This window comes from Modestobacter marinus, assembly GCF_011758655.1.
GTDB lineage: Bacteria > Actinomycetota > Actinomycetes > Mycobacteriales > Geodermatophilaceae > Modestobacter > Modestobacter marinus.
Map to the genome: position 1 here is coordinate 165,073 of NZ_JAAMPA010000002.1, position 20,763 is coordinate 185,835.

At 74.2% G+C, this 20,763-nt stretch carries 19 protein-coding genes and 1 riboswitch; of the genes, 11 read left to right on the plus strand and 8 right to left on the minus strand.

From position 1 onward, the window contains the following. Positions 1-74 precede the first annotated feature (74 nt). The 5 genes from paaE to paaA form a co-directional block, all read right to left on the minus strand. The gene (paaE, locus tag FB380_RS16780; protein WP_166756503.1) at positions 75-1,151 is read right to left on the minus strand and encodes a 1,2-phenylacetyl-CoA epoxidase subunit PaaE; all 1,077 of its coding nucleotides are present in this window, start codon (positions 1,149-1,151) and stop codon (positions 75-77) included. Next, complete coding sequence (paaD, locus tag FB380_RS16785) at positions 1,151-1,660, minus strand: 1,2-phenylacetyl-CoA epoxidase subunit PaaD (RefSeq protein WP_166756504.1); 510 nt, start codon at positions 1,658-1,660, stop codon at positions 1,151-1,153. Before paaD ends, paaE begins: the two co-directional genes overlap by 1 nt. Positions 1,661-1,668: 8 nt before the next feature. Next, positions 1,669-2,580 carry a 1,2-phenylacetyl-CoA epoxidase subunit PaaC gene (gene paaC / locus FB380_RS16790; RefSeq protein ID WP_166756505.1) on the minus strand — a complete coding sequence of 304 codons (912 nt, stop codon included), beginning with the start codon at positions 2,578-2,580 and terminating at the stop codon, positions 1,669-1,671. Between the two features lie 99 nt (positions 2,581-2,679). Further along, on the minus strand, positions 2,680-3,060 hold the full coding sequence (gene paaB / locus FB380_RS16795; protein WP_188959527.1) for a 1,2-phenylacetyl-CoA epoxidase subunit PaaB: 381 nt from the start codon (positions 3,058-3,060) through the stop codon (positions 2,680-2,682). After that, positions 3,060-4,055: a 1,2-phenylacetyl-CoA epoxidase subunit PaaA gene (paaA, locus tag FB380_RS16800; protein WP_166756506.1), complete on the minus strand. Its 996-nt coding sequence runs from the start codon at positions 4,053-4,055 to the stop codon at positions 3,060-3,062. Before paaA ends, paaB begins: the two co-directional genes overlap by 1 nt. A 223-nt stretch (positions 4,056-4,278) precedes the next feature. On the opposite strand from paaA, the gene paaK reads away from it, so the two are divergent. The 3 genes from paaK to paaZ are packed head-to-tail and all read left to right on the plus strand — an operon-like array spanning position 4,279 to position 8,361. Further along, positions 4,279-5,640, plus strand: coding sequence for a phenylacetate--CoA ligase PaaK (paaK, locus tag FB380_RS16805; protein ID WP_166756507.1), 1,362 nt, complete (start codon positions 4,279-4,281; stop codon positions 5,638-5,640). A 37-nt stretch (positions 5,641-5,677) separates the two neighbouring features. Beyond that, positions 5,678-6,307: a TetR/AcrR family transcriptional regulator gene (locus FB380_RS16810; RefSeq protein WP_166756508.1), complete on the plus strand. Its 630-nt coding sequence runs from the start codon at positions 5,678-5,680 to the stop codon at positions 6,305-6,307. Further along, positions 6,304-8,361 (plus strand): phenylacetic acid degradation bifunctional protein PaaZ, encoded by a 2,058-nt coding sequence (gene paaZ / locus FB380_RS16815; RefSeq protein WP_166756509.1) that lies wholly within the window; start codon positions 6,304-6,306, stop codon positions 8,359-8,361. Before FB380_RS16810 ends, paaZ begins: the two co-directional genes overlap by 4 nt. 24 nt (positions 8,362-8,385) lie before the next feature. Here paaZ and FB380_RS16820 read toward each other — a convergent pair whose 3' ends face one another. Further along, entirely contained in the window at positions 8,386-9,216 is an 831-nt protein-coding gene (locus FB380_RS16820) for an IclR family transcriptional regulator domain-containing protein (RefSeq protein ID WP_166756510.1), read from the minus strand. 73 nt (positions 9,217-9,289) lie between these two features. Further along, positions 9,290-10,792, minus strand: coding sequence for an amidohydrolase family protein (locus FB380_RS16825; RefSeq protein WP_166756511.1), 1,503 nt, complete (start codon positions 10,790-10,792; stop codon positions 9,290-9,292). 221 nt (positions 10,793-11,013) lie between these two features. On the opposite strand from FB380_RS16825, the gene FB380_RS16830 reads away from it, so the two are divergent. The 7 genes from FB380_RS16830 to FB380_RS16860 all read left to right on the plus strand — a co-directional run bounded on the left by FB380_RS16830 (position 11,014) and on the right by FB380_RS16860 (position 17,330). Next, complete coding sequence (locus tag FB380_RS16830) at positions 11,014-12,201, plus strand: CaiB/BaiF CoA transferase family protein (RefSeq protein WP_166756512.1); 1,188 nt, start codon at positions 11,014-11,016, stop codon at positions 12,199-12,201. Continuing rightward, positions 12,198-13,022, plus strand: coding sequence for a citryl-CoA lyase (locus FB380_RS16835; RefSeq protein ID WP_166756513.1), 825 nt, complete (start codon positions 12,198-12,200; stop codon positions 13,020-13,022). The genes FB380_RS16830 and FB380_RS16835 overlap by 4 nt, the downstream gene beginning before the upstream one ends. Further along, positions 13,015-13,896 (plus strand): DODA-type extradiol aromatic ring-opening family dioxygenase, encoded by an 882-nt coding sequence (locus FB380_RS16840; protein ID WP_166756514.1) that lies wholly within the window; start codon positions 13,015-13,017, stop codon positions 13,894-13,896. Before FB380_RS16835 ends, FB380_RS16840 begins: the two co-directional genes overlap by 8 nt. Beyond that, the gene (locus FB380_RS16845; RefSeq protein WP_166756515.1) at positions 13,893-14,252 is read left to right on the plus strand and encodes a hypothetical protein; all 360 of its coding nucleotides are present in this window, start codon (positions 13,893-13,895) and stop codon (positions 14,250-14,252) included. The genes FB380_RS16840 and FB380_RS16845 overlap by 4 nt, the downstream gene beginning before the upstream one ends. Before the next feature lie 4 nt (positions 14,253-14,256). Further along, entirely contained in the window at positions 14,257-15,231 is a 975-nt protein-coding gene (locus FB380_RS25550; RefSeq protein ID WP_166756516.1) for a quinone oxidoreductase family protein, read from the plus strand. 156 nt (positions 15,232-15,387) lie between these two features. After that, positions 15,388-15,539, plus strand: a riboswitch (cyclic di-AMP (ydaO/yuaA leader). A gap of 21 nt (positions 15,540-15,560) precedes the next feature. Then, complete coding sequence (locus tag FB380_RS16855) at positions 15,561-16,454, plus strand: VldE C-terminal domain-containing protein (protein ID WP_166756517.1); 894 nt, start codon at positions 15,561-15,563, stop codon at positions 16,452-16,454. Between the two features lie 48 nt (positions 16,455-16,502). Continuing rightward, a complete protein-coding gene (locus tag FB380_RS16860) occupies positions 16,503-17,330 on the plus strand; it encodes an alpha/beta hydrolase (RefSeq protein WP_229682242.1) in 828 nt (275 codons plus the stop codon). Between the two features lie 38 nt (positions 17,331-17,368). Here the strand turns inward: FB380_RS16860 and FB380_RS16865 are convergent, their stop codons facing one another. After that, a complete protein-coding gene (locus tag FB380_RS16865) occupies positions 17,369-18,835 on the minus strand; it encodes a protein adenylyltransferase SelO (RefSeq protein ID WP_166756518.1) in 1,467 nt (488 codons plus the stop codon). A 137-nt stretch (positions 18,836-18,972) separates the two neighbouring features. Here FB380_RS16865 and FB380_RS16870 point away from each other — a divergent pair, with 137 nt between their 5' ends. Then, positions 18,973-20,760: a DUF2207 domain-containing protein gene (locus tag FB380_RS16870; protein WP_166756519.1), complete on the plus strand. Its 1,788-nt coding sequence runs from the start codon at positions 18,973-18,975 to the stop codon at positions 20,758-20,760. The last annotated feature ends 3 nt before the right edge of the window (positions 20,761-20,763 follow it).

The following is a 20,763-nucleotide window of genomic DNA, read 5'->3' on the forward strand; positions in this document are numbered from 1 at the left end:
CGGCCGGCTGCGGGCGGGGCTCCCCGCCCGCAGCCGGCTCACCTCAGCCGTCGGTGACGCCGGCCGCCGGCGGCTCAGGCGTCGTAGTCGACGGTGACCTCGTCGGTCAGCGGCAGCGACTGGCAGGTGAGCACGTAACCGGCGTCCACCTCGCCAGGGTCCAGCGCGTAGTTGCGGCGCATCTCCACGTCGCCGTCGGTGACCCGGGCCCGGCAGGTGCCGCACACCCCGCCCTTGCACGCGAACGGCAGGTCGCCCCGCACCTGCTGCGCCGAGTCGAGCACCGGCACCCCGCGCGGCAGCGTCAGCGTCGTGGTGCGGCCGTCCAGCACGATCGTCACCGAGCTGCTGGGGCCCTCGACGGTCTGGTCGTCGCCGCGGACCGGCTCCGGCGGCAGGTCGTCGACGTAGAACAGCTCCTGGTGCACCCGCTCGGCCGGCACGCCCAGCTCGGCGAGCAGCTCCCGGGCGTCGGTGACCATCCCGTGCGGCCCGCACAGCCACCAGTGGTCGACGTGCGGTGCGTCGGTGAGGGCGCCGACCAGGGTGCGCAGCCGGTCGCCGTCCAGCCGGCCACTGGTCAGCTCGGCGTCCCGCGGCTCGCGGGAGAGCACGTGCACCAGCTGCAGCCGGGTGCCGTAACGGTCCTTCAGGTCGGCGAGCTCGTCGGCGAACATGACGGTGTTCGTGCGGCGGTTGCCGTAGAAGACGGTGACCGTCGACTCGCCGTCCCGCAGGACGGTGGCGGCCAGCGACAGCACCGGGGTGACCCCGGAGCCGGCGACGACGAAGACGTGGTCCCCGGGCGCCGAGAGATCGGCGGTGAAGGTGCCCGACGGTGGCAGCACCTCGATCTCGTCGCCGGGGCGCACCTCGTTGACCAGGTAGGCGGAGAAGAAGCCGCCGGGCACCTCGCGGACCCCGACCCGCGGCGCGGCACCGACCGGCGCGCAGATCGAGTAGGAGCGCCGCTCGTCCCGGTCGCCGTCCACCCGGCGCAGCGTCAGCGCCTGACCGGGGCGGAACCGGTAGTCCTCGGCCAGCTCCGGTGGGACGTCGAAGGTCACCGCGACGGCGTCGTCGGTGAGCCGCTCGACCTTCGCGACCTTCAGCGGGTGGAACTGCGGTCTGCGGCGGGTGCTCGCCGTCATCAGAATTCCTTCAGGTGCTCGAAGGGCTCCAGGCAGACCCGGCAGCGACGCATCGCCTTGCACGCCGTCCCGCTGAACTCGCTGATCTCCTCGGTGTCGGCCGACCCGCACTGCGGGCAGGCCGCCACCCGCCGGGACGGGCCGAGCTGCAGGGGCACCGGACCGGTGGCGCGCACCGGCGCGTCCCCGGGCGGCGCGATCCCGCCGGCGGCCAGCTTGCGACGGCCCTCGGCGCTGATCCAGTCGGTGCTCCAGGCGGGGGAGAGGACCGTCCGGACGTCGACGTCGGCGAACCCGGCGCGGTGCAGGGCGTGCACCAGGTCCGCGCGCATCACGCCCATCGCCGGGCAGCCGGAGTAGGTGGGGGTGATCTCCACGACCACGGTGCCGTCCTCGTCCCGGACGTCGCGCAGCACGCCGAGGTCGGCCAGCGTGAGCATCGGCAGCTCCGGGTCGGTGACCGTCTCCGCCACCGCCCGCGCGTCATCCCTCCCGACAGAAATGGCCATTTCTGCCCTCACCAGGTCGCGGCCGGGTGCTCGCGGGCGGTGGCCTGCAGCTCGGTCAGCAGGGTGGTGAACTCCGGGTCGTGGTCACCGGCGCGGCCGTGGCTGGGCTGCGGGGCCGGCCACTCGGGCACGGTGAGGGTCGCCCGCTCGAGCACGAGGGTGAGCACGTCCCGCACCTCGTCGGCGAGCTCGGCCGGGTCGACGGCCACGCCGGCCGCGGTCAGCCGGGTCTCGACGTCGGTGGCGGTGAAGAGGTCGGCGAGCAGCGGCCAGACGGTGTCGACCCCGGCCTGGGTGCGGCGGTGGGACTCCGGGGTGCCGTCCCCGAGCCGGAGCACCCAGCGGGCGGCGTGGTCGCGGTGGTAGGTCAGCTCGGGCACGCCCTTGGCGGCGATCGCGGCGAGCACCGGGTCGCGGGACTCGCGCAGCCGGGCGAAGAGCGCCAGCCGCCAGGCCGAGGCGGCCAGCAGCCGGACGACGGTCTGCCCGAAGTCGCCGTTGGGGGCCTCGACCAGCCCGGAGTGGCGGAACTCGTCGGGGTCGCGGAAGTAGGCGAGCGCGTCCTCGTCGGGGATGCTCGCCGTCGCCCGCTCCCGGCTGCGGCCGAGCACGCCGACCGAACCCGCCCGGGCGAGCAGCAGCCGGGCCTGGCCGAGCAGGTCCAGCCCGCAGTTGGCCAGGGCGACCTCCTCCTCCAGCTCGGGGGCGTTGGTCACCCACTGGGTGAGCCGCTGGCACAGCACCAGCGCGTCGTCGCCGAGCATCAGGCAGTAGGCGCCCAGGTCGGCGGGGTCGATGCCCTCGGGCACGGTGGTGTCGACCCCGGCCAGCGGTTCGTCGAAGCCGGTGCCGAAGGCCCACTGCCCCTCGCCCCCGTGCGCGTGGTCCAACGCCTCGTACACGGTCTCTTCGTGAGCCATGCGGAACCTCTCTTCCGGGCACGGAGTGCACGGCCATCGGCCCCCTCGCAGGGGCCCGCTCGCCGAGGAACGAGGCGAGTGGGGGGGCGAGGGGGTCCTTCACATGTGGGGGACGTTCTCCGGGATCTCGTAGAACGTCGGGTGCCGGTAGACCTTGTCGCCGCTGGGGGCGAACAGCGGGTCCTTCTCGTCGGGGCTGGAGGCGGTGATGTCGCTGGCCCGCACCACCCAGATGCTCACGCCCTCGTTGCGCCGGGTGTAGAGGTCACGCGCGGCGTGCACGGCCATCTCGTCGTCCGGGGCGTGCAGCGAGCCGACGTGCACGTGGTTCAGCCCGCGCTTCCCGCGGACGAAGACCTCGTACAGCGGCCAGTCGCGCCGGGCGGTGGCCGGCGAGGCCTCCACCGGGACCTGCGGACCGGTGGGGACGGCGCCGTGCCCGCCCTCGGCGGTGACGTCGCCGGTGCCCGGCTCGCTCATCAGGCGTTCACCGCGTGCACGGCGGCGGCGTGCTTCTCGGCGTAGGCGGTCGCGGCCTCGGTGACCCAGGCGTTGTCGTCGCGGGCGGCCCGGCGGCGGGCGATCCGCTCGTCGTTGCACGGGCCGTTGCCGGCCAGCACCTGCTTGAACTCCGACCAGTCGATCGGGCCGAAGCGGTAGCGGCCGGTCTCGGGGTCCAGCGCGAGCTCCGGGTCGGGGAGGGTCACGCCGAGCACCTCGGCCTGGGGCACGGTCATGTCGACGAAGCGCTGGCGCAGCTCGTCGTTGCTGTGCCGCTTGACCCCCCACGCCATCGACTGCGCCGAGTTGGGGCTGTCGTCGTCCGGCGGGCCGAACATCATCAGCGAGGGCCACCACCAGCGGTCGACGGCGTCCTGCACCATTGCCTGCTGCTCGGGAGTGCCGCCCATCATGGTCATCAGCAGCTCGTAGCCCTGCCGCTGGTGGAAGGACTCCTCCTTGCAGACCCGGATCATCGCCCGGGCGTAGGGCCCGTAGGAGCTGCGGCACAGCGGCACCTGGTTGCAGATCGCCGCACCGTCGACCAGCCAGCCGATGACGCCGACGTCGGCGTAGGTGAGCGTGGGGTAGTTGAAGATCGAGCTGTACTTCTGCTTGCGCTCGATGAGCTTGTCGGTGAGGTCGGCCCGGTCGGCGCCGAGGGTCTCGGCGGCCGAGTAGAGGTACAGCCCGTGGCCGGCCTCGTCCTGCACCTTGGCCAGCAGGATCGCCTTGCGCCTCAGGCTGGGGGCGGCGAGCAGCCAGTCGCCCTCGGGCTGCATGCCGATGATCTCCGAGTGTGCGTGCTGGGCGATCTGCCGGATCAGGCCCTTGCGGTAGCCCTCGGGCATCCAGTCGCGCGGCTCGATGCGGTGGTCGGCCGCGATCGTGGCGTTGAACTGCTCCTGCAGCGCTGCGGTGTCGACTTCGTCAGGGTCGGGTGCGGCCGGGCGGTCCAGCGTGGGCGCAGACATGTCGTCCCCTCGTCGGGCGATCATTTACTGACCATGCGGTCGGTATTCAGTCTCCACCACGCGCCGCCGGGGCACAACCCGTCCCGACCGGACGGCGCGCCGCGGGTTGACAGCCGACCGGGCGAGGAGTTGGTTACTGACCACCTGGACGGTATTTGGGCGCCCTCGTGCGCCCGGCCGGCCGGCCGGCAACGACGCTCGGCGACCGCGGAGGCAGCAGCGCATGACCACAGCGACCGGGAACACGGGCACGGACGAGGGCATCCGCCGGCTGGGCTCGGCGCCCGACCCGGCGCTGCTCGACCCGGCCGAGCGGATGGGCGTCGACGAGCTGCGCGCGCTGCAGCTGGAGCGACTGCAGTGGACCCTGCGGCACGTCTACGCCAACGTGCCGCACTACCGGACGGCGTTCGACGCCGCCGGCGTGCACCCCGACGACTGCCGTGAGCTGGCCGACCTCGCGCGGTTCCCGACCACGAGCAAGGCCGACCTGCGGGAGAACTACCCGTTCGGCATGTTCGCCGTCCCGCAGGAGCAGGTCCGCCGGGTGCACGCCTCCTCGGGCACGACCGGGCGGCCGACCGTGGTCGGCTACACCGAGGACGACATCGAGACCTGGGCGACCGTCATGGCCCGCTCCATCCGGGCGGCCGGCGGCCGGGCCGGGGACAAGCTGCACAACGCCTACGGCTACGGCCTGTTCACCGGCGGCCTGGGCGCGCACTACGGCGCGGAGAAGCTGGGCTGCACGGTCATCCCGGTCTCCGGTGGCATGACCCCGCGCCAGGTGCAGCTGATCCAGGACTTCCAGCCGCGGGTGATCATGGTGACGCCGTCCTACCTGCTCACGATCATCGACGAGTTCGAGAAGCAGGGCCTGGACCCCCGCGCCTGCTCGCTGCAGATCGGCATCTTCGGCGCCGAGCCGTGGACCGAGGAGATGCGCCGGGAGATGGAGGAGCGCCTGGACATCGAGGCGATCGACATCTACGGCCTGTCGGAGGTGATGGGGCCCGGCATCGCGCAGGAGTGCGTCGAGACCAAGGACGGCCTGCACATCTGGGAGGACCACTTCTACCCGGAGGTCATCGACCCCGACACCGGCGAGGTGCTCCCGGAGGGCGAGCGGGGCGAGCTGGTGTTCACCTCGCTGACCAAGCAGGCGATGCCGGTCATCCGCTACCGCACCCGTGACCTCACCCGGCTGCTCCCGGGCACCGCCCGGCCGGGCATGCGCCGGATGGAGAAGGTCACCGGCCGGACCGACGACATGATCATCCTGCGTGGGGTCAACGTCTTCCCGACCCAGATCGAGGAGGTCGTGCTCCGCACCCCCGGGCTGTCCCCGCACTTCTCCCTCGAGCTGACCACCCGCGGCCGGATGGACCACCTGACCGTGCACGTGGAGGCCCGACCGGACTGCCCGACCGACCGCCGCGCCGCCGCGGCCGGCGAGGTCGGCCAGGCCGTGAAGGACACGATCGGGATCACGGTGGACGTCTCGGTCGTCGACCCCGAGACGCTGGCCCGCTCGGTGGGCAAGCTGCAACGGCTCACCGACCGCCGCGAGCGGAGCGGGGCGTGAGCACCGCCGGGGCGACCGCCGGCGCCGGGGAGCGCGGATGACCGTGATCCCGGCCCGGCGCGGGCGGCCCGGGCACTCCCTGGACTCGCTGCTGGACACCGCGGTGGCCGTGTTCATCGAGCGCGGGTACGAGGCGACGAGCATGGACGAGCTGGCCGCCCGGCTCGGCGTCACCAAGTCGGCGATCTACCACCACGTGCCCAGCAAGGTGGAGCTGCTGCGGCTGGCCCTCGACCGTGCGCTGAACGCGCTGTTCGCCGTCCTGGACGAACCCGGGGCGCTCGACGGTCCGGCCATCGACCGGCTGGAGCACGTCGTCCGCGGCTCGGTGCGGGTGCTGGCCACCCACCTGCCGTTCGTCACCCTGCTGCTGCGGGTGCGCGGGAACTCCGCGGTCGAGTCCGAGGCGCTGGGCCGGCGCCGCGAGTTCGACCGGGTCGTCACCGACCTGGTCCGCCTGGCCGAGGAGGAGGGCGACGTGCGACCCGACGTCGACCCCGCGGTCACCAGCCGGCTGCTGTTCGGCACCGTCAACTCCCTCACCGAGTGGTACCGCCCCGGCCGCGGCCTGGACGCCGACGCGCTGGCCGACGCGCTGGTCACCACCACCTTCAGCGGCCTGCGCACCGCCCCCGCCGCACCCGTCCCCCCGGAGGCACCGCGATGACCGCACCGATGCTGCCCAGCTACGTCGCCGGCCGCTGGTACACCGCCCCCGACGAGGGGACGCCGGTCGCCGACGCCGTCACCGGCGAGACCGTCGTCCGGGTCTCCAGCACCGGGCTGGACGTGCCGGCGATGCTCGACCACGCCCGCTCGGTCGGCGGCCCGGCGCTGCGCGAGCTGACCTTCCACCAGCGCGGCGCCCTGCTCAAGCAGCTGGGGCTGCGGCTGATGGCGGACAAGGACGCGTTCTACGCGCTGTCCCGGCGCACCGGCTGCACCGACCGGGACACCGCCGTGGACGTCGACGGCGGCTTCGGCACCCTGCTGTCCTACGCCAGCAAGGCCCGCCGGGAACTGCCCGACGACACCGTCGTGCTCGACGGCGCCCCCGAGCCGCTGGGCCGGGGCGGCACTTTCCTCGGCCAGCACCTGTACACGCCGCTGCGCGGGGTCGCCGTGCAGGTCAACGCGTTCAACTTCCCGGTCTGGGGCTTCCTGGAGAAGTTCGCGCCCGCCTTTCTCGCCGGCGTGCCGACCGTGGTGAAGCCGGGCAGCCAGACCGCCTACCTGACCGAGGCCGTCGTCCGGTCGATCGTCGACAGCGGCCTGCTGCCCGAGGGCAGCCTGCAGCTGCTCGCCGGCAGCGCCGCCGGCGTCCTCGACGGGCTGGCCGGGCAGGACCTGGTCTTCTTCACCGGCTCGGCGTCCACCGCCCGCAAGCTGCGCAGCCACCCCGCGGTGGTGGCGAACTCGGTGCGGTTCAACGCCGAGGCCGACTCGCTCAACTGCGCGGTGCTCGGCCCCGACGCCACCCCGGACACGCCCGAGTTCGGGCTGTTCGTCGACCAGCTGGTCACCGAGATGACGGTCAAGGCCGGGCAGAAGTGCACGGCCATCCGCCGGGCGCTGGTGCCCCGCGAGCTCGTGGACGACGTCGTGGAGGCGACCCGCGCGGCGCTGGCCGAGGTCGTCGTCGGTGCGCCGGGCGCCGAGGGCGTCACGATGGGCGCGCTGGCGAGCCTGGACCAGCGGCAGGAGGTGCTCCGGGCGGTGAAGGCGCTGCGCGGGGTCGCCGACCTGGTCGCCGGGGACCCCGACGACTTCTCCGTGGTCGGCGCCGACCGCGACCGCGGCGCCTTCCTGCCGCCGATGCTGCTGCGCTGCGACGACCTCTCCGCCGGCGAGCCGCACGACGTCGAGGCGTTCGGGCCGGTGAGCACGGTGCTGCCGTACGACGGCGTGGCGCACGCGGTGGAGCTGGCCGCCCGCGGGCAGGGCAGCCTGGTCGGCTCGATCGTCACCCACGACCCGGCGGTCGCCCGGGAGTTCGTGCTCGGCGCCGCGCACTCCCACGGCCGGGTGCTGGTGCTGGACCGGGACGACGCCGGGGAGAACACCGGGCACGGCTCCCCGCTGCCGGTGCTGGTGCACGGCGGGCCGGGGCGGGCCGGCGGTGGCGAGGAGCTCGGCGGCATCCGCGGGGTGCTGCACCACATGCAGCGCACCGCCGTGCAGGGCTCGCCGGACATGCTGACCACCATCGGTGGGCGCTGGGTGACCGGCGCCCAGCGGCGCGACGACGGCGTGCACCCGTTCCGGAAGTCGCTGGCCGAGCTGCGGATCGGCGACTCGGTCACCGCCGGGCCGCGGGCGGTCACCCTGGCCGACATCGAGCACTTCGCCGAGTTCACCGGCGACACCTTCTACGCCCACATGGACGAGGCGGCCGCGGCGGCCAACCCGCTGTTCGGCGGGCGGGTCGCGCACGGCTACCTGATCGTCTCCTGGGCCGCCGGGCTGTTCGTCGACCCCGACCCCGGCCCGGTGCTGGCCAACTACGGCGTGGACGCCCTGCGGTTCCTCACCCCGGTCAAGCCGGGCGCGGAGCTGACGGTCACGCTGACCTGCAAGCAGATCACCCCCCGGGGCGGCGCCGAGCACGGCGAGGTGCGCTGGGACGCCGTCGTCGTCGACGGCGACGGGAAGCCGGTGGCCACCTACGACGTGCTGACCATGGTGGCGAAGACCTGGCCCCCGGCGGCCGACCCGAGCTGAACCCGGCCGGGCACGCGGCCCGGGTCAGCCGGCGGCGGTGGAGCCGTCCGGCCGGCGGGTGACCTCGACGTGCGGCCGGGTCTGCCACAGCGCCCACTCGGCGCTGATGTCCCCCGCGGTGCGCAGCAACCGGGGGAGGTGTTCGGTGAGCAACCGGTCGGTGGAGGTCTCGGCGGCGTGCACCGTCACGTTCATCGCGGCGCGGACGGCTCCGGTGCCGTCCCGGACCGGCACCGCGACCGAGCGGACGCCCGGCGCCAGCTCCTCGTCGGCCAGGGCCCAGCCGCGGGCGCGGACCTCGGTCAGCTCGGTCTGCAGCTGGTCGGCGGAGCGGCCGATGTAGGTGGGCAGCCCGGCCCGGCTCGGCTCGGCGAGGGTGGCCTCCAGCTCGGCGGGGGAGAGGGCGGCGAGCAGCACCTTGCCCTGCGAGGTCTGCGCGGCGGGGAAGCGCGTGCCGATCTCCACCCGCAGGGTGATCAGCTTCGGGACGGCGACCCGGGCGACGTAGACGATGTCCGAGCCGTCCAGCTGGGCCATCGAGGAGGACTCTCCGGTCTGCGCGACCAGGGTCTCCAGGTGCGGGCGGGCGATCTCCCACAGCCCAAGCGCCCCGACGTAGGCCATGCCGAGGGTGAGCACCTTCGGGGTCAGCCGGAAGGCGCCGGCGGAGGACCGGACGAAGCCCAGCTCCTCCAGGGTCAGCAGCAGCCGGCGTGCCGTGGGGCGGGCCAGCCCGGCGGCGGTGGCGACGTCGCTGAGCGACATCACCGGGTGGTCGGCGTCGAAGCAGGCCAGCACGTCGAGCCCGCGCGCGAGCGCCTCCACGAAGTCCGGCCCGGTACCCCGTCCAGCCACTGCGTCCCCCTCCCCGTGCGTCGTCGTCCTGCGCTGCACCGGGCCCGGTGGGGCCCGGCGCAGCGCGGGGTGCTCAGTGTGCGGTGTGCTGGTCCAGCGAGGGCTCACCGAAGACGTTGCCCCGTGCGCCGTGCGTGGAGTGGGACTTGTACTCGGTGTAGGTGTACGGGTTGTCCAGCACGTCGTCGTCCGGCAGGTCCGGGTTCATGCCGGCCGCCCACGCCTCCGGGCCGAGGGTCGACTGCAGGTGCTCGACCGTCGCCTCGACGGTCCGCCGCACCGACGCCAGGTCGGCGCCGACGAGCTGGTGCTCGTGCTTCACCACCCGGCCGCCGACGAGCACGGTGTGCACGTCGCCGCGCTGTGCCTGGAAGGCCACGTGCCCGTAGGGGTTGAGCACCGGGAAGGAGACCGGCGACCGGTCGTTCTTGATCAGCACGACGTCGCCCTGCTTGCCCGGCTCCAGGCTGCCCAGGTCGTCCCGGCCCAGCGCCAGCGCGCCGCCCCGGGTGGCCCAGTCGACGACCTGCTCGGCCCGCAGGTGCACCTGGGTGACCGTCTGCCCCTGGGCGTGCGCCTCGAGGTGCTCGCGGGAGCGGTCGGCGCCCAGGGTGCTGCGCATCGCGGAGAACAGGTCGCTGCTCCACCACACGCTGGTGTCCATCGACAGCGAGACCGGGATGCCGTGCCGGCGCACCTGCCAGGTGGGCGGGTAGCCCTGCCCGGCGCTCTGCTCGGACTCCGTGGACACCGAGATCGAGCCGCCGGTCGCGGCGATCCGGTGGTAGGAGTCGGTGGTCAGCGTGGCGGCGTGCACGTAGACCGTCTCGGGGGTCATGAACCCGTTCTCGTGCATCAGCCGGATGCCGTCGTCGTTGGTGGCGCCCCAGACGCCGGCGTGCGTGGTGACCGGCAGCCCGAGCTCGCGCGCCGCCTCGAAGGCGGGCTTCTCCGGGAACGCCGGGTCGCCGGTGACGTCGAAGGCCAGCTGCAGCCCGAGCTTCCCCTCGTCCTGGCGGCGCTTCAGGAACGCCTGCACGGCCGGGTCGGTGGCCCACTCCCACGGGCCGGCCTGGATGTTGCCGTAAGCCAGCAGGAACCGGCCGGGGACGGCGAGCAGGGCGTCGGCGGCGGCCTCGGCGTGGTCGACGGTCTGCAGCCCGTGCGACCAGTCGACCGTGGTGGTCACCCCGGCCTCGACGGCGTCCCAGGCCGAGAGCAGGTTGCCGGCGTACACGTCCTCGGGGCGGAAGGCCTTGCCGTGCTCGAGGTAGTACCAGACGAAGTACTGGGTGAGGGTCCAGTCGGCGCCGTAGCCGCGCATCGCGGTCTGCCACATGTGCCGGTGGGTGTCGATCATGCCGGGCATGACGACGCCGCCCTGCGCGTCGATCTCCAGGGTCCCGGCCGGCACCTCCAGCTGCGGGCCGACGGCGGCGATCCGGCCGTCGACGACGAGCACGTCGGCGTCGGGCAGCACCGTGTGCGCGTCGTCCATGGTCAGCACGGTGCCGTTGCGCAGCACGACCGGGCGGTCGGTCGCCTGCCCCGCGACGTCGGTGTCGGGCTGGGACATCGTCTTCCTCCAGGCCGTCACCGGGACTGTTGCGGACGGGTGTCCGCACAACGGTCAGCCTGGCGACGGCCCTACTGTCGGGGTGATCGCGACCACATGTCAAGGCGAACCAGGCCGCGAGCCGTCCCGGTTGACAGCGGAACGGCGCGGTGGCGAGACTCGGTAGCACTCCGGACGCCCGTCCGCTTGACGGCGCTGCACCGCTCGAGGGGCGACACCCGATGACTGGACACCCACTGCCACCCGGCTCCTCGGCAGGCCCAGGACCGCTCTCCGGCCTGCTGGTGGCCGACTTCTCCCGGGTCCTGGCCGGGCCCTACGCCACCATGCTGCTGGCCGACATGGGCGCCGAGGTGGTCAAGGTCGAGAGCCCCGGCGGCGACGACACCCGCAGCTGGCAGCCGCCGGTGCGCGAGGGCGTGTCGACCTACTACCTGGGCGTCAACCGCAACAAGCGCTCCATCGCCCTGGACCTCAAGGACCCGGCCGACGCCGCCGCCGCGCAGGAGCTGGCCCGCCGGGCCGACATCGTCATCGAGAACTTCAAGACCGGCGGGCTGGGCCGCTTCGGCCTGGACTATGCGACGGTCAGCGCGACGAACCCCGGCGTCGTCTACGCCTCGATCACCGGCTTCGGCCCGCAGCCCGGTGGCGCGCAGCTGCCCGGCTACGACCTGATCGTGCAGGCCATCTCCGGCCTGATGAGCCTCACCGGCGACCCCGAGGGCGAGCCGTTCCGGGCCGGGATCTCGGTCTTCGACGTGATGGCCGGCCTGCACGCCACCATCGGCGTGCTGTCGGCGCTCAACGTGCGGCACGAGACCGGGCGCGGCCAGCACGTCGAGGTCAACCTGCTCTCCTCGGCGCTGTCCGGGCTGGTCAACCACGCCAGCGCCGTCGTCGCCGGCGGCGTCGTCCCGTTCCGGATGGGCAACAGCCACCCCAGCCTGTTCCCATACGAGCCGCTGCCCTGCGCCGACGGGGACCTGATCATCACCGCCGGCAACAACGGCCAGTTCCGCCGGCTGGTCGAGGTGCTCGGCGTGCCGGAGCTGGCCGACGACCCGCGCTTCGCCCGCAACGAGGACCGCACGGCCAACCGGGACGAACTGCGCCCGCTGCTGGTGGAGCGGCTGCGCACCCGCACCAAGCAGGACTGGTTCACCGACATCATCGCCGCCGGCGTGCCCTGCGGGCCGATCAACACCGTCGACCAGGGCGTCGCCTTCGCCGAGTCGATCGGCCTGGACCCGGTGGTGACCGTGGGGGAGGGGACGGCGGCGGTGCCCTCGGTGCGCCACCCGATCACCTTCTCCGAGACCCCGGCCGACTACCGACTGCCGCCGCCGGCCCTGGACGAGCACGGCGCCGAGCTGCGACGGTGGCTGGCCACCGAGGAGGACGCGTGACCACCCCCGAGTACCCGACCGCGCTGGGCGCCTCCAGCCGTGAGTCGATCACGCTGCTGGGCACCGACCTGGCCCGTGACGTCATGGGCACCGTCGGCTTCGGCGAGCTGGCCTTCTGGCTGGCCACCCAGCGGCGGCCCACGCCGGGGGAGACCCGGGTCTTCGAGGCGGTGCTGGCCGCGCTCGCCGACCACGGCTTCACCCCCACCGCGATCGTCACCCGGCTCACCTACCTGTCGGCGCCGGACTCGGTGCAGGGCGCGCTCGCCGCCGGCCTGCTCGGTGGCGGCTCACGCTTCCTCGGCGTCACCGAGGACTCCGGCCGGTTCCTCGACGACGTGCTGACCGGCGTGGACGGCGAGCTGCCGACCGACGACGCCGGCTGGGACGCCCTGGCCCTGGAGACGGTGACCGCCCAGCGGGCGGCGCGGCGCTTCGTGCCCGGGCTCGGCCACCACGTGCACAAGGACGGCGACCCGCGCACCCCGCGGCTGTTCCAGATCGCCACCGAGGAGGGGCTGTTCGGCCCGCACCTCTCGCTGTTCGCCGCGATCGGCCGGGTGCACCCCCAGGTGCTCGGCAAGACCCTGCCGCTCAACGGCGCCGGCGTGTGCGGTGCTGTGCTCGCCGACCTGGGCCTGCCGCTGGAGCTGCTGCGCGGCTTCGCCCTGCTGGCCCGCACCGCCGGGCTGATCGGGCAGCTGGCCGAGGAGCTGCGGCACCCGGTGGCCAACGACGTCTTCCTGTCCGTGGACCTCAACAACCGGTCCGTCGCCCCCGACCCGTACGTCCCTGACCTCAACGGAGACAGTCATGGCTGAACTGGCCGCGGTCATCGCGTCCACCCACCACCCCTTCTACTACCGGGCCAGCACCGCCACCGGTGCCGACCGGCCGCCGTTCGCCGACGAGTGGGTGGCGAAGATCGAGGCGTTCCGCGAGACGCTGACCCGCGCCGAGCCCGACGTCCTGGTGATGGTGGGCAGCGACCACTTCCACCAGCTGTGGCTGGACAACATGCCGCAGTTCCTCGTGGGCAAGGCGCCGTTCTTCGACGCCAACTTCCACAACGAGGAGCGCGAGTTCGGGCTGCCGAAGATGACGCTGCGCGGCGAGGAGGACCTCGCGGCGCACCTGCTGCGCGACGGGCTGGACCGCGACTTCGACCTGGCGTTCAGCAACGAGCTGCGGATCGACCACAGCATCACCTGCCCGATCATCACCCTCCGCCCGCAGGCGGACCTGCCGATCGTGCCGGTCTACACCAACATCTTCGCCCCGCCGCTGCCCCAGCCGAAGCGCTTCGTCGCACTCGGCCGGGCGATCCGGGAGATGGTCGAGTCCTGGGAGAGCGACAAGCGGGTGGCGGTGATCGGCACCGGGCACCTGTCCCTGGAGCTGGGCGGGCCCCGCCAGTTCGGGGAGCACGGGCCAGACCCGGAGTTCGACCGCAAGGCCGTCGAGTGGATCGCCAGCGGGGACATCGAGGGCTGCCTGGCCGAGGTGTCCCTGGAGTCCCTGCACCACCCGGGCAACGCCACCCACGGGTTCATGGACTTCATGCTGATGATGGGCGTGGCCGGCGAGGGCGCGAAGGCCGACCACGTCGACACCCTCGACCTGTTCCACACCATGGAGGCCTACTTCACCTGGTACCCCAACGGGGTCCCGAGCGGCAGCGGGGTGTCGGCATGAGCAAGTACCTGCTGGACAAGTTCCTGTTCACCGTCGACCGCGACCCCGAGCTGACCGAGCGGTACCGGGAGGACCCGGCCGGCACGGTCACCTGGTGGGAGCAGGAGATGGCCAACACCATGCTCAACTGCATCCCCGCCGAGAAGACCACCTGGCTGGCCTTCACCGACGATGAGCGCCGCGCGCTGGCCGAGCACGACCACGTCGCGCTGTTCCAGATGGGCGCGCACCCCTTCCTGACGCTCACGCTGTTCATCGCGATGTTCGAGCGCGACCACGGGCCGATGGAGTACCAGCGCGCCTACGGCAGGGCGATGGAGCACATCTCCATGCCGTACCCCGACATCGCGACCTGAGCCGGTGCGCGCCGCCGTCCTGACCGAGCCGGGTGCGCCGCCGACCCTGGCGGAGCACCCGGACCCGGTGCCCGGGAAGGGGCAGACCCTGGTCCGGGTGACCGCCGCCCCGGTCGTGCCGCTGGACCTGCTCTGCGCCTCCGGGACGTCGTACTTCGGCCGCCCGGCTGTGCCCTACGTCCCCGGGGTGCAGGGGGTCGGGGTCGTGGTGTCGTCGGGGCTGCTGGCCCCCGGGACCCGGGTCTGGTTCGCCACCTCGGCGGGGATGAGCCCGGGCGACGGCAGCCTGGGTGAGCTCTGCGCCGTGCCGGACGCCGACGTCGTCCCGCTCGCCGGGGACCTGCCCGACCCGGTCGTGGCGGCACTGGGTCTCTCGGCGGTGGCCGGCTGGATGGCGCTGACCTGGCGGGGGCGCCTCCGGCCGGGGGAGCGGGTGCTGGTGCTCGGTGCCGGCGGCGCGGTCGGCCAGGCCGCGCTGGGGGCCGCCCGCGCGCTCGGGGCCTCGCGGGTGGTCGGGGTCTGCCGGTCGGCCTCCGCGGCCGACCGGGCTCGCCGGGCCGGCGCCGAGGACGTCGTCCTGACCGGGGACGGCGACGACCTGGCCGCGCGGATCCGGCAGGCGGTCGGCTCCGACGTCGACCTCGTCGTCGACCCGGTGTTCGGTGCCGTGGCCGCGGCGGCCTGCTCGGTACTGGCGCCCGGGGGGCGGCTGGTCAACCTGGGTGGCGCGGCCGGGGACGCCGCCGAGTTCTCCTCCGCCGTGCTGCGCAGCCGCAGCATCGACGTCCTCGGCTACACGAACAACGCGCTCACCGGCGAGCAGCGGGCCGCCGCGCTCACCGCGGTGCTGCGGCACGCCGCGGCCGGGCAGCTCCGGGTGGAGCACGCCGTCCTGCCGCTGGCGCGGGTCCAGGAGGCCTGGGCGGCCACGGCGGCGGGCAGCGGGAGCCGGTCGGTCGTGGACCTGTCCGAGCCCTGACCGGACGCGCCGGTGGAGACGTACGGGACGGGTGTGACCGGTGGGCAACGCGAGGAGCATCACCCGATGAACTGCCCGGGGCGGATTGTCACGATTCGATCACGCAGCTACGTTGGCTCGGTCCAGTCGGTCGCCACGTCCCCGCCCGGGGAGCCCGACCGGACGCCGCCGAGTCGCCCTCCGGGGCGAGCCGGGGACCCACCGCACCACTGGGGTGAATCCCGCCTCCGGGCAACCGTCCGGAGCGGGTAGGGCTGCTTCCCGCCCGAACCCGTCAGCTGACCTGGTAGGCGGCCATCGGAAGACACCTGTACGGAGCACTCCTGCCCATGCGCGCCCGCACCACCACCTCCCGCTCCGCCAGCCACCGGCGTTCGCCGGCCGGCATCCGCCGCCCCGGGCTCTACCTGGGTGTCGCGGCGGCCGGGGCCGTCCTGGTCAACGTCGTCGTCGGAGTCGGTCCGGCGGCCCAGGCGGACCCCGTGGCGTCCGAGCCGGTCAGCGTCGCCGAGCAGCTGGGCCTGGCCGCCGGGTCCAACGCCGTGGACGGGGTCGAGGACCTCCGGCCGCTCGAGGAGCTCGCGGCCAGCCGGGCCACCCGGGAGGCCGAGCAGACCGCCGCCCAGCAGGCGCAGGTGGCAGCCGACCAGGCCGTGCTCGACCAGCAGGCCGCGGAGGCCGAGGCCGCCCGCGTGGCCGCCGAGGCCGAGGCCGCAGCCGCCGCGGAGGCAGAGGCGGCTCGCGTCGCCGCCGAGGCCGCGGCCGCCGCCGAGGCCCAGGCGGCCGCCGCGAAGCCGGCTCCGGCGCGGGCCAGTGCCGCGGCCCAGCCCGCAGCCGCAGCGGCCGGTACCGCGGTGTCCACGATCGCGAAGATCAACAACACCGCCGGCCCGATCAAGCCGCAGGCGCAGGCCGCCGCGAACGCCGTGGTCAGCAACGTGCCCGGCGCCGGCTCGATCACTCTGGGCGGCACCCGGCCCAGCGCCGCCGACCCGCACGGTCACCCGTCGGGGCTGGCGGTGGACTACATGGTCATGTCCGACTCCGCGCTCGGCGACGCGATCGTCGCCTACCACATCGCGAACTGGGCCGAGCTCGGCGTGGACTACATCATCTGGGAGCAGCGGATGCTCTCCTCGCCCGGCGGCTCCTGGAAGCAGATGGAGGACCGGGGCAGCGTGACGGCGAACCACTTCGACCACCCGCACGTCAACTACCGCTAGGCGACCTTGGCGCTGGCCGGGGCGGCCCAGGACGACGACGATGGGGTCGTGTTGCGGTCGGTGCTCCGGGCCGCGCTCATCGGTGTCATCGTCCTGGTCGTGGTGGTCGGCCTGCTCTGGACGTTCCAGCGCCGCCTGATCTACCTGCCCGACGACGGTCCCGTCCCGGCCGCCGCCGACGCCGTCCCCGGTAGTCGGGACGTCGAGCTGACCACCGCCGACGGGCTGGCCCTCGGTGCCTGGTTCGTGCCCGGCCCGACGGCCGACGCCCCCGCGGTGCTGGTGGCCAACGGCAACGGCGGTCACCGCGCTGTCCGGGCACCGCTGGCTCGGGCTCTGTCGGCCGCTGGACTGGCGGTGCTGCTGTTCGACTACCGCGGGTACGGCGGCAACCCGGGCAGCCCGACCGAGGCCGGGCTGGCGCTGGACGTCCGTGCGGCGCGGGACTGGCTGCTGGCCGAGGGCGGGGTCTCTGCGAACCGGCTGCTCTACTACGGGGAGAGCCTGGGCGCCGCCGTCGTCACCGAGCTGGCCGTGGCGCACCCGCCGGCCGGACTGGTCCTGCGCTCGCCGTTCGTCGACCTGGCCGCGGTCGGCCGCGAGCACTATCCGTTCCTGCCGGTCCGGCTGCTGCTGCGCGACCGCTACCCGGTGGCCGAGCAGGTCGCCCGGGTCGAGGTGCCCACCACCGTCGTCCTCGGCACCGCCGACTCGATCGTGCCGCCGGAGCAGAGCAAAGCGGTGGCCGCTGCCGCCGGGCAGCTGCACCGCACGGTCGAGGCACGCGGCGCCGACCACAACGACGCCGTCCTGCTGGACGGCGACCAACTGGTCGCCGCCGTCGTCGAACTCGCCCGGCTGACGACCGGCACCTGACCACCAAAATGGCCATTTTGGTGGTGGGGGGTGGGGGGTCAGGTGCCGCAGAAGGTCTGGTAGGTGGCGCCGAAGTCGGCGGGGGCGGGGGCGGCGTACCGCGCCAGGTCCGGTCGCTCGGTGTACGGGTGGGTCACGGCGTCCAGCAGGGGGCCCAGCGGCGCCAGGTCGCCCGCGGTCGCCGCGCTGAGCGCCTCCTCGACGAGGTGGTTGCGCGGGACGTACACCGGGTTCACCCGGTCCATGCCGTCGGCGTCCGGGGCCAGCGCGCGCCAGCGCTCCGCCCACGCGTCGAAGGTGGCCAGGTCGAGGAACAGGTTGCGCACCGGGTCGACGTCACCGCGGGCGGCGGCGCCGAGCAGGCGGAACGCGGACGTGTGGTCGACGTGGCCGGCCTGCAGCAGCGCGAGGAACTCCTCGACCAGCGGCGCGGCCACCGCGTCCTCCAGGCCGTCGGGGAGGCCCAGCTTGGCCCGCATCCCGGCCGACCAGGCCGCGTCGTACTGCGGCCGGAAGCGCCCCAGCGCCTCGACCGCGAGCTCGATCGCCCGCTCCTGCTCCTCGGCGAACAGCGGCAGCATCGCCTCGGCGAGCCGGGCCAGGTCCCACTCGGCGACGATCGGCTGGTTGCCGTAGGCGTAGCGCCCGCCGGTGTCGATGGAGCTGTAGACCGTGGCCGGGTCGTGGGCCTCCAGGAAGGCGCACGGCCCGTAGTCGATGGTCTCGCCGGAGATGGTCATGTTGTCGGTGTTCATCACCCCGTGCACGAAGCCCACCTGCATCCACCGGGCCACCAGCTCCGCCTGCGCGGTGACCACCGCGGCGAACAGCGCGAGGTACGGGTCCTCGGCCTGCGCGCCCTCGGGGTGGTGCCGGCTGATCGCGTGGTCGGCCAGCCGGCGCAGCAGCTCGGGCTCGCCGCTGACCCGGGCGTACTGGAAGCTGCCCACGCGCAGGTGGCTGCTCGCCACCCGGGCGAGGACGGCGCCGGGCAGCAGGGTCTCCCGGCGCACCGCGCGCCCGGTGGAGACGACGGCGAGCGAACGGGTGGTGGGGATGCCGAGGGCGTGCATCGCCTCGCTGATCACGTACTCGCGCAGCATCGGGCCGACCGCGGCCAGCCCGTCGCCGCCGCGGGCGAACGGCGTGCGCCCGGAGCCCTTGAGGTGCAGGTCGCGCAGCCGGCCGTCGGCGTCGGTCAGCTCACCGAGCAGCAGCGCCCGGCCGTCGCCGAGCCGCGGGACGAAACCGCCGAACTGGTGCCCGGCGTAGCCCTGGGCCACGGGGGTGGCCCCGGCCGGGACGGCGGTGCCGACCAGCAGCTGCAGCCCCTCGGGGGTCCGCAAGGCGGCCGGGTCGAGACCGAGCTCGGCCGCCAGCGGCTCGTTGAGCGCGAGCAGCTGCGGCTCGGGGGCTTCGTCGGCCTGCCAGGCGACGGCCATCTCCGGCAGCTCACGGGCGAAGCGGTGGTCCAGGCTGAGGGCCGGTGCCGGTGCGAGACTCACCCGACCGAGGCTACGTCGGATCCCGGGAGCGGCGGCCAGGTCGGATCTGGCCACCGGCCAGTCGCCGCGGCTCGGGGCACCAGGTGCACCGCCGCGGAACGGTCCGGCAGACGGTCGAGATGTGAGGACGGTGCGACATGGGTGCGGACGGACGGCGTGCGGGCCTGGCCGGGCTCGTCTTCCCGGCGCTGCTGCTGGCCGGCTGCACGGACGGCGGGCCGGAGGAGGCGATCCGCTCCTACGAGGTCGACCTGGTCGCCGCCGAAGACGGCTCGCTGCAGGTCGAGGAGACGATCGCCTACGACTTCGCCGACTCCGAACGCCACGGGATCGAGCGCCTCATCCCGGAGCGGGCCCCGTACGAGCAGACCCGCGACCGGCTGTACCCGATCAGCGACGTCACGGTGCAGAGCCCCACGGGCGCGCCCGCCGACACGGAGGTCACCAGCGAGGACGGCGTGCTGACCGTCCGGGTCGGCGACGAGGACACCGAGGTCACCGGCCGGCACACCTACGTGCTGAGCTACCGGGTCGACGGGGTCGCCGACCCGGGGGACGACGGCGACCGGCTGGCCTGGAACGCCGTCGGGACCGGCTGGGACGTGCCGATCGACGAGGTCGACGTCCAGCTGTCCGCTCCCGCAGGGCCCGTCGGCGGCGACTGCGCGGTCGGCGCGGACGACTCCCGGACCGCGTGCCCGGTGGATCGCACCGCGAGCGGGGACCTGCGCGCCCAGGCCACCGGGCTGGCGCCGGGGGAGGGCGTGACGGTGAGCGGCACCTACCCGGCGGGCACCTTCGCCGGTGCGGAGCCGGTGCTGGAGGAGACGTTCAGCCCGGCGCAGGCCTTCCGCGCCACCCCGACGACCGCGGGCCTGGCCGTCGGCGCGCTCCTCGCCCTCGTCGTCCCCGCCCTGCTCCGCGCCCGCCGCGGCCGACCGGCGCGGGCGCCCGGGCCGGGCGCGCCTCAGCTCACCCCGCCGCACGACGCCCGCCCGGCCGAGCTGGGCACCGTGCTGGACGGCCGCGCCCAGCGGCACGAGGTCATCGCCACGCTGCTGGACCTGGCGGTCCGCGGGCAGCTGCGGATCGAGGAGACCGACCCGGACGACCCGGACGACGCCGAGCAGGGTGACGGCGGACAGGACGACGACGGGCCGGACGACGACGGGGTCCCGTCGGACTGGCGGCTGGTCCGCACACCGGCCGACCCGCGAGGTCTGCGGCCCTACGAGCGGCAGCTGCTCGACGACGTCTTCGCCGACGGTGCGGTCGTGCGGCTGTCGGACCTGCAGTCGCGGTTCACGGCCGTGGAGAGCCGAGCCTGTGCGGCGATGTACCAGGACGTGGTGGAGCGTGGCTGGTTCCGCGCCGACCCCGCCGCGGTCCGGCGCCGCTGGTACGTCCTCGGCGCCGGGGTGCTCGTCGCCGGCGTCGTGCTGACCGTCGTCCTGGCCGCCACCAGCACCTGGGCGCTGGCCGGCAGCGGCGTCGTCCTCGCCGGGCTGGTCCTGCTCGGGCTGGCCGGGCGGATGCCGCAGCGCACCCCCGAGGGCGCCGAGGTGCACGAGCGGGCGGCCGCGTTCCGGGACCACCTCGCCGCCTCGGACGCCCCATGGGTGGCCGACCTCGAGCAACTCGCTGGCCCCGCGCGCACCGACCTGCGGCTCCGGCACCTGCCGCACGCGGTGGCCCTCGGCGTCGCGGAAGAGTGGACGGCCCGGGCCCAGGCGGCCGGTCCCGGCACCACCCCGACCTGGTACCGGCCGGCCGACGGCGCCGGACACGTGGCCGTGTGGCCGGCGCTGCTGGCGTTCTCCTCCCCGCAGAACCCGGCGCTCTCCCCGCCGGCGAGCGCGGGCAGTGGCACGGGTGCGACCTACGTGGGCGGCGCGGCCGGGGGAGGCGGCGGCGGCAGCTGGTGAGCC